Annotated in this window: 13 protein-coding genes; 5 read left to right on the top strand and 8 right to left on the bottom strand. The window is 63.9% G+C overall.

The window, feature by feature from the left end:
• The first annotated feature begins 117 nt into the window (after positions 1 to 117).
• From NDO48_RS08665 to NDO48_RS08650, 4 genes are read left to right on the top strand one after another with little or no spacing between them, the layout of a single operon-like run.
• Positions 118 to 954, top strand: a complete 837-nt coding sequence (locus NDO48_RS08665; RefSeq protein WP_267321327.1) for a TIGR01459 family HAD-type hydrolase — start codon at positions 118 to 120, stop codon at positions 952 to 954.
• Between the two features lie 22 nt (positions 955 to 976).
• On the top strand, positions 977 to 2,266 hold the full coding sequence (gene rhaI, locus NDO48_RS08660; RefSeq protein WP_267321326.1) for an L-rhamnose catabolism isomerase: 1,290 nt from the start codon (positions 977 to 979) through the stop codon (positions 2,264 to 2,266).
• A gap of 12 nt (positions 2,267 to 2,278) precedes the next feature.
• On the top strand, positions 2,279 to 2,596 hold the full coding sequence (gene rhaM, locus NDO48_RS08655) for an L-rhamnose mutarotase (RefSeq protein WP_267321325.1): 318 nt from the start codon (positions 2,279 to 2,281) through the stop codon (positions 2,594 to 2,596).
• Positions 2,597 to 2,599: 3 nt separating this feature from the next.
• Positions 2,600 to 3,277 carry a class II aldolase/adducin family protein gene (locus NDO48_RS08650; RefSeq protein ID WP_267321324.1) on the top strand — a complete coding sequence of 226 codons (678 nt, stop codon included), beginning with the start codon at positions 2,600 to 2,602 and terminating at the stop codon, positions 3,275 to 3,277.
• 32 nt (positions 3,278 to 3,309) lie between these two features.
• Here the strand turns inward: NDO48_RS08650 and NDO48_RS08645 are convergent, their stop codons facing one another.
• Together NDO48_RS08645 and NDO48_RS08640 are read right to left on the bottom strand one after the other, a co-directional pair.
• On the bottom strand, positions 3,310 to 3,804 hold the full coding sequence (locus NDO48_RS08645) for an RNA polymerase sigma factor (RefSeq protein WP_018430143.1): 495 nt from the start codon (positions 3,802 to 3,804) through the stop codon (positions 3,310 to 3,312).
• 17 nt (positions 3,805 to 3,821) lie between these two features.
• Entirely contained in the window at positions 3,822 to 4,031 is a 210-nt protein-coding gene (locus tag NDO48_RS08640; protein ID WP_267321323.1) for a DUF2892 domain-containing protein, read from the bottom strand.
• A gap of 246 nt (positions 4,032 to 4,277) precedes the next feature.
• Here NDO48_RS08640 and NDO48_RS08635 point away from each other — a divergent pair, with 246 nt between their 5' ends.
• The gene (locus tag NDO48_RS08635) at positions 4,278 to 5,375 is read left to right on the top strand and encodes a CaiB/BaiF CoA transferase family protein (protein ID WP_267321322.1); all 1,098 of its coding nucleotides are present in this window, start codon (positions 4,278 to 4,280) and stop codon (positions 5,373 to 5,375) included.
• An 80-nt stretch (positions 5,376 to 5,455) separates the two neighbouring features.
• Here the strand turns inward: NDO48_RS08635 and NDO48_RS08630 are convergent, their stop codons facing one another.
• From NDO48_RS08630 to NDO48_RS08605, 6 genes are all read right to left on the bottom strand, one after another.
• The gene (locus NDO48_RS08630; protein ID WP_018430146.1) at positions 5,456 to 5,854 is read right to left on the bottom strand and encodes a F0F1 ATP synthase subunit epsilon; all 399 of its coding nucleotides are present in this window, start codon (positions 5,852 to 5,854) and stop codon (positions 5,456 to 5,458) included.
• A complete protein-coding gene (locus NDO48_RS08625) occupies positions 5,854 to 6,093 on the bottom strand; it encodes a hypothetical protein (protein ID WP_018430147.1) in 240 nt (79 codons plus the stop codon). The genes NDO48_RS08630 and NDO48_RS08625 overlap by 1 nt, the downstream gene beginning before the upstream one ends.
• Positions 6,094 to 6,095: 2 nt before the next feature.
• Positions 6,096 to 7,625: a F0F1 ATP synthase subunit beta gene (atpD, locus tag NDO48_RS08620; RefSeq protein ID WP_026227631.1), complete on the bottom strand. Its 1,530-nt coding sequence runs from the start codon at positions 7,623 to 7,625 to the stop codon at positions 6,096 to 6,098.
• 65 nt (positions 7,626 to 7,690) lie between these two features.
• Positions 7,691 to 8,569 (bottom strand): F0F1 ATP synthase subunit gamma, encoded by an 879-nt coding sequence (locus tag NDO48_RS08615; protein WP_018430149.1) that lies wholly within the window; start codon positions 8,567 to 8,569, stop codon positions 7,691 to 7,693.
• Positions 8,570 to 8,585: 16 nt separating this feature from the next.
• Positions 8,586 to 10,115, bottom strand: a complete 1,530-nt coding sequence (gene atpA, locus NDO48_RS08610; protein WP_018430150.1) for a F0F1 ATP synthase subunit alpha — start codon at positions 10,113 to 10,115, stop codon at positions 8,586 to 8,588.
• Positions 10,115 to 10,675 carry a F0F1 ATP synthase subunit delta gene (locus NDO48_RS08605; RefSeq protein WP_267321321.1) on the bottom strand — a complete coding sequence of 187 codons (561 nt, stop codon included), beginning with the start codon at positions 10,673 to 10,675 and terminating at the stop codon, positions 10,115 to 10,117. Before NDO48_RS08605 ends, atpA begins: the two co-directional genes overlap by 1 nt.
• Between the last annotated feature and the right edge of the window lie 163 nt (positions 10,676 to 10,838).

Here is a 10,838-nt window from a genome sequence, read left to right as displayed (position 1 = left end):
CCCCCCCCCCCCCCCCCCCCCCCCCCCCCCCCCCCCCCCCCCCCCCCCCCCCCCCCCCCCCCCCCCCCCCCCCCCACGCCTGGCACTAATCGGTCTCGAAGCGGTGGGAGATCTGTGATGTCCCCTCTCCAGCTTTCAGGCATTCGCGACCTGGCCGAGCGCTTCGACGTCTTCATCCTCGACCAGTTCGGCGTCTTGCACGACGGCGCAGCACCTTACCCCGGCGCCGTGGAGACGCTGGTCCGGTTGAAGCAGGCCGGCAGGCGCACGCTGCTCTTGTCCAATTCCGGCAAGCGTTCGGCGCCCAACGAGGCGCGATTGGTCAAGCTCGGCTTCGTGCCCGGCAGTTGGGATCATTTCCTGTCCTCGGGCGAAGTCGCCTGGCAGAGCTTGCGCAGGCAACTCGCAGACGGGACCGGTCTGCGCTGCCTGCTCATCGCCCGCGACGGCGACCGCTCGGCGGTCGATGGCCTGCCGTTGACGCTGGTCAAAACAGGTGAAGAGGCCGACATCGTGCTGCTGTCGGCCAGCGAGGGCGACCGCTTCGACCTCGATCACTATCGCCGCCTGCTTAAGCCAGCAGCGACACGAGGCATCCGGTGCCTCTGCACAAACCCCGACAAGATCATGCTGACACCGCTTGGCCCGCGCTTCGGTGCCGGGCGCATTGCCGAACTCTACGTCGAGCTTGGCGGCGAGGTGACCTGGATCGGCAAGCCGTTTCCCGAGATTTACGCCGCCGCACTCGACATGCTCGGCAATCCCGACCCGGCGCGTGTCGTCTGCGTCGGCGACAGCATCGAGCACGACATATCGGGCGGCCACGGCGCAGGGCTGCGGACAGGGCTGGTGATGACCGGCGTGCTCGAAACGAGCAGCCAGGCTGAGCGCGAAAAACTGTTCGCCGAGCACGACGCAACGCCGGACTTTCTTGTGCGGACATTTGCGTGGTGATGCCGCGCAGGAGGAGGATGTGATGGAAACGATGATATCGGGCGACGCCGTCGAAAAGAGCAACGCCGTCAACGAAAAGGCCCTGCGCGCCGACTACGCGTCGCTGGGCGAACAACTCGACCGGCGCGGCATCGCCATCGATGCCATTCTCAGGAAGGTCGAGGCCTTCGGCGTCGCGATCCCGTCCTGGGGCGTCGGCACCGGCGGTACACGCTTTGCCCGCTTCCCTGGCCAGGGCGAACCGCGCGACGTGTTCGACAAGATCGAGGACTGTTCGGTCATCAACCAGCTGACGCGCGCCACGCCCACCGTCTCGCTGCACATTCCCTGGGACAAGGCCGACCCGAACCGCCTGAAGCAAGCGGCGGCGCGTTTCGGGCTCGGCTTCGACGCCATGAACTCCAACACCTTCTCCGACGCGCGCGACCAGAAGCAGTCCTACAAGTTCGGCTCCCTCAGCCACGCCGATGCCGCCGTCCGCCGGCAGGCCGTCGAGCACAACATCGAATGCATCGAGATCGGCCGCGCGCTTGGGTCAAAGGCGCTGACGGTGTGGATCGGCGATGGCTCCAACTTTCCCGGCCAGGTCAATTTCGCCCGCGCTTTCGAACGTTATCTCGACGCAATGAAGGACATCTACGCGACATTGCCAGACGACTGGCGGTTGTTCACCGAACACAAGATGTACGAACCGGCCTTCTATTCGACCGTCGTGCAGGACTGGGGCACCAACTACATCATCGCGAAGGAGTTGGGCGACAAGGCCTATTGCCTCGTCGACCTCGGCCATCACGCTCCCAACGTCAACATCGAGATGATCGTGTCCCGGTTGATCCAGTTCGGCAAGCTGGGCGGTTTCCACTTCAACGACTCGAAATATGGTGACGACGATCTCGATGCTGGATCTATCGATCCTTACCGCCTGTTCCTGGTCTTCAACGAGCTGGTCGACGCCGAGCTTTCCGGGGCGAAGGATTTTCACCCTGCCCACATGCTCGACCAGAGCCACAACGTCACCGATCCGATCGAGAGCCTGATGCTGTCGGCGGTCGAGGTCCAGCGTGCCTATGCCGCCGCATTGCTGGTCGACCGCAAGGCGCTCGAAGGTTTCCAGGAGGCCAACGACGCGCTGATGGCGACCCAGACGCTGAAAGCCGCCTACCGCACCGACGTCGGGCCTATCCTTGCCATGGCGCGGCTCAACAGCGGCGGTGCTATCGATCCGGTCGCGGCCTACCGCGCCAGCGGTTACCGCCAGAAGGTCGCGGCCGAGCGGCCAGCATCGGTCGGCGGCAGCGGCGGCATCGTCTGAGGGAGCGTCGCAATGCCCGAACGCATCGCCTTCCGCATGGTCCTCAATCCTGGCCAGGCCGCCGAGTACAAGAAGCGGCATGACGAGATTTGGCCGGAACTCAGCACCGCCCTGCGCGAGGCGGGGGTGTCCGACTACACGATCTGGCTCGATCCCGAGACCAACCACCTGTTCGCGACGCTGGTCCGCACCGACGACCACAGCATGGACAGGTTGCCGCAAACCGAGGTCAACCGCCGCTGGTGGGACTTCATGGCCGACATCATGCAGTACACCGACCGCAACGAGCCGCTGGTCGTGCCACTGCAGCAGCTCTTTCATATGGAGTAGACGATGACTGACAAGGCACTGCGCGACGAGATGGTGTCGATCTGCCGGCGCATGAATTCCAGCGGGATCAACCAGGGCACGGCGGGCAATCTTTCGGTGCGGTCGAGCAGCGGCTTCCTGATCACGCCGTCGGGCATGCCCTATGACATCATGGGCCCTGACGATATCGTCGAGATGGATTTCGACGGCACCTATGTCGGCCGCCGCCCGTCGTCAGAATGGCGCTTCCACCGCGATATCCTGAAGGCACGCGAGGACATCAGCGTCGTGCTCCATTGCCATTCGGTCTACGCGACGACGCTCGCCTGCCACCACAGGACCATTCCGTCGTTCCACTACATGACCGGTGTCGCCGGCGGCACGACCATCCGCTGCGCCGCTTATGCCACCTTCGGCACCCAGGCTCTTTCAGACAATGCGCTTGTCGCACTCAAGGACCGGCTCGCCTGTCTGCTCGGCCAGCATGGCCAGATCTCGCTCGGGACCAACCTCGAACACGCGCTGTGGCTGGCGATCGAGGTGGAAACGCTGTCGCGCATGTATGTCCAGGCGCTTACCCTCGGCGAGCCGCCGGTCCTGTCCGACGAGGAGATGGAGAGGGTCATCGAGCAGATGCGCCGTATGAGCTACGGCCTGGCACCGGACGCCGAAGGCACCAACGACGTGGCGCGGCCGCGGTAGAGCCTGCTGCAGGCTCTGCGTGGCCTTCCTTGTCACCGCGTCAGGAATTCGCGCATCAGCACGCGCGCGCGGTGCAGCCGCGCCTTGACCGTCTCGCGCGACAGGTCGAGTGCAGTGGCGATCTCGGCGATGCTCATTTCCTTGATGTCGCGCATCAGTGCGACATCGCGATAGTGTGGCGGCAGGGATTCGAAGGCGGCGGCAAGGTCGAGCCGAAGCTCAGGCTCCGGTCGCGACAACAGTTCGGCCTCGGCTTCTTCATCCCCGGCTGCGGCCACCATGCCGGTTCGGCGGGCCAAGCGCATGCATTCGCGCCGGACCACCGTGAACAGCCAGCCCGAGAGCGCGGCAACGGAGCGGATGGCTCCGACGTGCCGAAAGAGCAGCCAAAGCGCCTCCTGCGCAGCGTCTTCGGCATCGGCTGATGTGCGGCAGGCCGAACGCGCATAGCGACGGATATCCGGCTGCGAAAGATCGAGCAGCCCGATGATGGCGGCGCGATCTCCAAGACGCGCCGCCTCGAACATATCTGCAGGTGCGGTTCTCAAGCCTTCCCTCTTCCGCCAATGCCGGCCACGGCGCACATCGGGCAGTAACCGACCACGCCGCTCAGCGCGAGACCGGCTCCGCCCGCAGCGACGAGCCATGCCGCCATCCCGGGCACGTAGACGAAGCCTGCGACGGCCACGCCGGTGCCGACCATGACGCGCAGCAGCTGATGAAGCCCGCCAATGTTCTTTCTGTAGAATGCCATATTCGTCTCCTGTGTCAGAGGCCGAGCGCCTCACAGACCAAGAGGCGCCGGCGGCAGAAAAGGATTCGCAGGAGGCTCGAATTTTTCCATGACTGCATGATCGGCTCGGACATTTCATAAGTAACGGCTAACGCAGATGCACAGCAGATCGATGGCCATACTCTTGCCAGGCATCGCCAATGGCACCGACCTCTGGCTTCACAGCTGCATACCGGGCAGGTTAGCATCGGCCGAGGAGTACCCCAGATGTCAGCACCTTCGGCCGGCCCTCTTGTCGGCATTCGAATCATAGAATTCGTCGGGCTCGGCCCGGCGCCCTTCGCTGCCATGCAATTCGCCGATATGGGCGCAGACGTCATTCGCATTGCGCGCCCAGGCGCAGTGCCTACCCTGCCCGACCCGATATCCGGCCGCGGCCGGCCGACCGTCGAGGCAGATCTCAAGAATCCCGCGGATGCCGAGCAGGTGCGCCGGCTGCTCGACCGGGCGGATGCGCTCATCGAAGGTTTCAGGCCCGGCGTGATGGAGCGGCTCGGCCTTGGGCCCGAACCCCTGCTGGCACGCAATCCGCGCCTCGTCTACGGCCGTATGACCGGCTGGGGGCAGACAGGCCCGCTGGCGAGCCATGCCGGTCATGACATCAACTACATCGCCATATCAGGCGCGCTCGCGGCCATAGGACCAGCGGACAGGCCCATGCCGCCGCTCAACCTGGTCGGCGACTTCGGCGGTGGCTCCATGTTCCTCGTGAGCGGCATGCTTGCGGCGCTGCTGTCGGCCCAGCGTACGGGCCAGGGCCAGGTCGTCGATGCCGCGATCTGCGACGGCACCGTACAGTTGCTCACTATGGCCTACGACATGGATGCGGCCGGCCAGTGGCGAAGCCAGCGTGACGCCAACTTGCTCGACGGCGGCGCGCCTTACTACAGCGCCTATGAATGCGCTGACGGCCGTTTCATCGCCATAGGCCCGATAGAGCCGCAGTTCTTCGAACTGTTCCGCAAGGCGGTCGGGCTGGAGGAGGACAACCACACCCTGCGCGCCGATCCAGGCAACTGGCCCGCACTTCGCGAAAGAATCGCGGCACGCATGCGGACGCGCTCGAGCAACCAGTGGCTGGCGGAACTCGAATATTCGGACGCCTGTGTGTCGCCGGTGCTCGATATGAAGGAGGCGGTCGTGCACCCGCACCTCGTCGCTCGAAATAGCTTCGTCGAGCTCGACGGCTTCGTCCAGCCGGCACCGGCACCGCGCTTTTCGGGCACACCGACCGAGGCAAGGCCGAGGCCGCGCGAAACGCTGGCGCTCGCCGATGCCCTCGAGGGTTGGGACACCCGTCCATAGCCCTGAATGCAAAAAAGCCGCCGGCAATGACCAGCGGCTTTTGGGAATCGAGATCGCGACCTAGATCGGCGATGTCACTTTCAGACGGCTGCTTCCAGCGTCGAAAGGTGGTTCAGATAGGCATCCGCCTTGGCACGCGCATTGTCGTCCTTGGCGTCTGCTACATCTTCACGGGCGTTCTGGATGCGACGCAGCAGTGCAGCACGGTCGATGTCCTTCACGGCCATCGCCGATTCGGCGAGCAGCGTGCAGCCGGCCGGCACGATGTCGGCGAAGCCGCCGAACACCACGTAGCGCTCTTCCTTGCCTCCGGCGGTCCTGACCGTCACGACGCCCGGCTTGACCGTGGTCATCAGCGGCGCGTGATTGGCCATGACAGTCATCTCGCCTTCCGAACCGGGGATGACGACTGACTCGACCTGCTCCGAAACGAGCAGACGCTCGGGAGAGACCAGTTCGAATTTGAATGCTTCGGCCATTATTGCCGCGCCTCTTTGGCTAGTGCTTCCACGTCCTGAATGTGGGTACCGCAAAATGGGCAGTACGCCACTGCTTGCTCCATGAAGCCCAGACCGTCCTCGGTCTCGACGAGCCCCACGACCATCATCAGAACTTCATCTTCTGACACAAAAATGGTCGGAGATGCCGGCTCTGGAAGGTCCGCCGTGGCCGCTTGCATAGCGTCACAGCAGAACTCGAAGTCGGCATCTTCATCCATCTTTACGCCGCTTCCGCAGCCAGGCGCTGGGCCTTCTCGATCGCCATGTCGATGCCGCCGACCATGTAGAAGGCAGCTTCGGGCAGGTGATCGTACTCGCCTTCGACGAGGCCCTTGAAGCTCTTGATCGTGTCTTCGAGCGGCACGAGCTGGCCGGGCGAGCCGGTGAACACTTCGGCGACGAAGAACGGCTGCGACAGGAAGCGCTCGACCTTACGGGCGCGGGCGACAGTGATCTTGTCCTCTTCCGACAGCTCGTCCATGCCCAGGATGGCGATGATGTCCTGCAGCGACTTGTAGCGCTGGAGAATTTCCTGGACGCGGCGGGCGACCGAGTAGTGCTCTTCGCCGACGATCAGCGGATCGAGCATGCGCGAGGTCGAGTCGAGCGGATCGACGGCCGGGTAGATACCCTTTTCCGAAATCGCACGGTTGAGAACGGTCGTCGCGTCAAGGTGCGCGAACGACGTTGCCGGCGCCGGGTCGGTCAAGTCGTCGGCAGGCACGTAGATGGCCTGCACCGAGGTGATCGAACCCTTGTTGGTGGTGGTGATGCGTTCCTGCATCGCGCCCATGTCGGTCGCCAGCGTCGGCTGGTAACCCACGGCCGACGGAATACGTCCGAGCAGAGCCGACACTTCCGAACCCGCCTGGGTGAAACGGAAGATGTTGTCAACGAAGAACAGAACGTCCTGGCCCTGGTCGCGGAAATGTTCGGCGATGGTCAGACCCGAGAGAGCGACGCGAGCGCGGGCACCGGGCGGCTCGTTCATCTGACCGAACACCAGGGCGCACTTCGAACCTTCGGTCGAGCCGTTGTTCTCGTGCGGGTCCTTGTTGACGCCCGACTCGATCATCTCGTGATAGAGGTCGTTGCCTTCGCGGGTACGCTCGCCGACACCGGCGAACACCGAGTAACCACCGTGCGCCTTGGCGACGTTGTTGATCAGTTCCTGGATCAGAACGGTCTTGCCGACGCCGGCGCCGCCGAACAGGCCGATCTTACCGCCGCGGGCGTAGGGAGCCAGCAGATCGACGACCTTGATGCCGGTGACCAGGATCTGCGCTTCGGTCGACTGGTCGACATAGGCAGGAGCTTCCTGGTGGATGGCGCGGCGCGCCTTGGTCTTGACCGGGCCGGCTTCGTCGACCGGCTCGCCGATGACGTTCATGATGCGGCCGAGCGTCTCGTCGCCGACCGGAACCATGATGGGCGAGCCCGTATCGCTGACCGGCTGGCCGCGAACGAGACCTTCCGAGATGTCCATGGCGATGCAGCGGACGGTGTTTTCGCCGAGATGCTGCGCCACTTCAAGGATCAGGCGGTTGTCGCCATTCATCGTCTCGAGCGCGTTCAGGATGGGCGGCAGTTCGCCATCGAAGTGAACGTCGACAACGGCGCCGATGACCTGGGCGACGCGGCCTGCCGCGCCCGAGGCGCTGACCTTGGCGGCAGCCGCCTTCGCAGGCGCCGCCTTCTTCACTGCCGGGGCCTTTTCCGCCGCCGCTTTCGGAGTAGCTGCTTTAGCCATCGTTGTAACCTCTGTGTCCGTTCCTTGTTTCACGCTGGACCGCCCTGCGGCGGGGCCCTGCGTGCCTAGAGCGCTTCGGCGCCCGAAATGATTTCGATCAGTTCCTTGGTGATCTGGGCCTGACGCTGGCGGTTGTACGTGATCGTCAGCTTGTTGATCATGTCGCCGGCGTTGCGCGTGGCATTGTCCATCGCGCTCATCTTGGCGCCCATCTCACCGGCCGCATTCTCGAGCAGCGCACGGAAGATCTGCACCGAGATGTTGCGGGGAATGAGGTCGCCCAGGATCTCGTTAGGCTCAGGCTCGTACTCGTAGATGGCGCCCGAGGCCGACGTGTCGGCAGCTCCGGCAGCGGCAGCAGGGATGAGCTGCTGTGCCGTCGGGATCTGGCTGATCACCGACTTGAACTCCGAGTAGAACAGCGTGCAGACGTCAAAGGCGCCCTGGTTGAACAGGGTGATCACCTTCTTCGCAATCATGTCGGCATGAACGAAGCCGACCTGCTTGGCATCGCGCAACTCGACGCGATCGATGATCAGCGACGCGAAATCGCGGCGCAGGACATCGTAGCCCTTCTTGCCGACGGTGATGATCTTCACCGTCTTGCCCTGGCCCTGCAGCTTGCGGACGTGATCGCGAGCCAGACGCGAGATCTGGCTGTTGAAACCGCCGCACAGGCCGCGCTCGGCCGTGCAGACGACGAGCAGGTGCACGTTGTCCTTGCCCGTCCCGGTCATCAGGGCCGGAGCTTCGCCATCATTGCCGACCGCCTGGGCGATGTTCGCGAGAACCGCACCCATGCGCTGCGAGTAGGGACGCGCGGCTTCCGCAGCTTCCTGGGCGCGACGCAGCTTCGCCGCGGCGACCATCTGCATCGCCTTGGTGATTTTCTGCGTCGCCTTGACCGAGGCGATGCGGTTGCGGAGGTCTTTTAGCGAGGCCATGCCTTATCCGTCAGTGTCAGGCGAAGTTTTTCGCGAACGTGTCGATGTGCGCCTTGAGCTTGCCGCGCAGGTCGTCGCTGAGCGCCTTCTCGGTGCGGATGCCGTCGAGGACATCCTTGCCTTCGGAGCGCATGTACGCCAGCAGACCCTGCTCGAACTTGCCGACCTTGTTGAGGGCCAGCTTGTCGAGGTAGCCGTTGACGCCGGCGAAGATCACCGTGACCTGCTCTTCAGTCTTGAGCGGCGAGAACTGCGGCTGCTTGAGCAGCTCGGTCAGACGCGCACCACGGTTGAGCAGACGCTGGGTAGCGGCATCGAGATCCGAACCGAACTGCGCGAAAGCAGCCATTTCACGGTACTGCGCGAGCTCGCCCTTGATCGAGCCTGCAACCTGCTTCATCGCCTTGACCTGGGCCGACGAGCCGACGCGCGACACCGACAGACCGACGTTCACGGCAGGACGGATGCCCTGGAAGAACAGGTTGGTCTCGAGGAAGATCTGGCCGTCGGTGATCGAGATCACGTTGGTCGGGATGTAGGCCGACACGTCGTTGGCCTGCGTCTCGATGACGGGGAGAGCGGTCAGCGAACCGGCGCCGTTCTCGTCGTTGAGCTTCGCAGCGCGCTCGAGCAGACGCGAGTGCAGATAGAAGACGTCGCCCGGGTAAGCTTCGCGGCCCGGCGGGCGGCGCAGCAGCAGCGACATCTGGCGATAGGCGACAGCCTGCTTGGACAGATCGTCATAGGCGATCAGGGCGTGCTGGCCGTTGTCGCGGAAGTACTCGCCCATGGCGCAGCCGGCGAACGGTGCCAGGAACTGCATCGGGGCAGCGTCCGAAGCGGTCGCAGCGATGATGATCGAATATTCGAGCGCGCCGCGCTCTTCGAGCACCTTCACGAACTGCGCGACGGTCGAGCGCTTCTGGCCGACTGCGACGTAGACGCAGAACAGCTTTTCCTTTTCCGGACCGGCGACATGGATCGCCTTCTGGTTCAGGATGGTGTCGAGGATGATGGCGGTCTTACCGGTCTGGCGATCGCCGATGACCAGCTCGCGCTGGCCGCGACCGACCGGGATGAGCGCGTCGATGGCCTTGAGGCCGGTCGACATCGGCTCATGCACCGACTTGCGGGGGATGATGCCGGGAGCCTTGACGTCGACGCGGCGACGCTCGGCTGCAACGATCGGGCCCTTGCCGTCGATCGGGTTGCCAAGGGCGTCGACCACGCGGCCGAGCAGACCAGGACCGACCGGCACGTCGACGATGGCGCCGGTGCGCTTGACGGTGTCGCCTTCCTTGATGTCGCGGTCGGCGCCGAAGATAACCACGCCGACATTGTCGCTTTCGAGGTTCAGCGCCATGCCACGGATGCCGCCCGGGAACTCGACCATCTCGCCCGCCTGGACGTTGTCAAGACCATAGACGCGGGCGATACCGTCACCCACCGACAGAACCTGACCGACTTCGGAAACTTCGGCTTCCTTGCCGAAATTCTTGATCTGGTCTTTCAGAATTGCGGAGATTTCCGCGGCGCGGATGTCCATCAGCCGACCTCTTTCAGTGCAAGCTTGAGCGAATTGAGTTTGGTTTTGAGCGACGTATCGATCTGGCGCGAGCCCATCTTGACGATGAGGCCGCCGAGCAGCGACGGATCGACCGAAACGGAGATCGCGACGTCCTTGCCGGCAACGCTCTTCAGCGCCGTCTTGAGCTCGGTCTGCTGGACTGCCGTCAGCTCGTGCGCCGACGTCACCTCGGCGGAAACCTCACCGCGATGCTCGGCGGCGATCTTGCGGAAGGCCGCAATCATGCCAGGCAGAGCAAACAGGCGACGATTGCGCGCCACGAGACGAAGGAAATTGCCCGCGAGGCCAGTGATCTTGGCCTTGTCGGCGATAGCCGAAATCGCCTTTTCCTGCTCTTCGCCGGAGAACACCGGGCTCTTGATCAGGCGGTCGAGATCGGCGCTGCCTTCCAGCAGGGCGGAAAAGGCACCGAGATCGGCTTCGACCTTGGCAACGGCATTGGATTCAAGCGCAAGCTCAAACAGCGAGCCTGCATAGCGCTCAGCAACACCGGAGATTGGCGAGGAAGATTGGGTCACGGACCGTCTTTTCTCTTGTCTGACAGGCCGCAAGATTATTGGCGCGAGCGTGAGACTCCGGCTAAATCTTTGACCTTACTGCGTTTTTTGACCCCGGAGCTAGCGACAGCCGCATCCCCCCGGCCGAAAGTCGATTGCCGTCTAGCACAGGCTTTTGAGGACC

Origin of the sequence: Aminobacter sp. MET-1 (assembly GCF_026521175.1) — a bacterium.
Taxonomy (GTDB): Bacteria; Pseudomonadota; Alphaproteobacteria; order Rhizobiales; family Rhizobiaceae; genus Aminobacter.
This window is presented reverse-complemented; position numbering and strand designations above follow the sequence as displayed.

Excerpts from the sequence above, each read along its gene's own strand:
- NDO48_RS08665 (WP_267321327.1), top strand. The coding sequence starts at position 118 with ATGTCCCCTCTCCAGCTTTCAGGCATTCGCGACCTGGCCGAGCGCTTC.
- rhaI (WP_267321326.1), top strand. The coding sequence starts at position 977 with ATGGAAACGATGATATCGGGCGACGCCGTCGAAAAGAGCAACGCCGTC.
- rhaM (WP_267321325.1), top strand. The coding sequence starts at position 2,279 with ATGCCCGAACGCATCGCCTTCCGCATGGTCCTCAATCCTGGCCAGGCC.
- NDO48_RS08650 (WP_267321324.1), top strand. The coding sequence starts at position 2,600 with ATGACTGACAAGGCACTGCGCGACGAGATGGTGTCGATCTGCCGGCGC.
- NDO48_RS08645 (WP_018430143.1), bottom strand. The coding sequence starts at position 3,804 with ATGTTCGAGGCGGCGCGTCTTGGAGATCGCGCCGCCATCATCGGGCTG.
- NDO48_RS08640 (WP_267321323.1), bottom strand. The coding sequence starts at position 4,031 with ATGGCATTCTACAGAAAGAACATTGGCGGGCTTCATCAGCTGCTGCGC.
- NDO48_RS08635 (WP_267321322.1), top strand. The coding sequence starts at position 4,278 with ATGTCAGCACCTTCGGCCGGCCCTCTTGTCGGCATTCGAATCATAGAA.
- NDO48_RS08630 (WP_018430146.1), bottom strand. The coding sequence starts at position 5,854 with ATGGCCGAAGCATTCAAATTCGAACTGGTCTCTCCCGAGCGTCTGCTC.
- NDO48_RS08625 (WP_018430147.1), bottom strand. The coding sequence starts at position 6,093 with ATGGATGAAGATGCCGACTTCGAGTTCTGCTGTGACGCTATGCAAGCG.
- atpD (WP_026227631.1), bottom strand. The coding sequence starts at position 7,625 with ATGGCTAAAGCAGCTACTCCGAAAGCGGCGGCGGAAAAGGCCCCGGCA.
- NDO48_RS08615 (WP_018430149.1), bottom strand. The coding sequence starts at position 8,569 with ATGGCCTCGCTAAAAGACCTCCGCAACCGCATCGCCTCGGTCAAGGCG.
- atpA (WP_018430150.1), bottom strand. The coding sequence starts at position 10,115 with ATGGACATCCGCGCCGCGGAAATCTCCGCAATTCTGAAAGACCAGATC.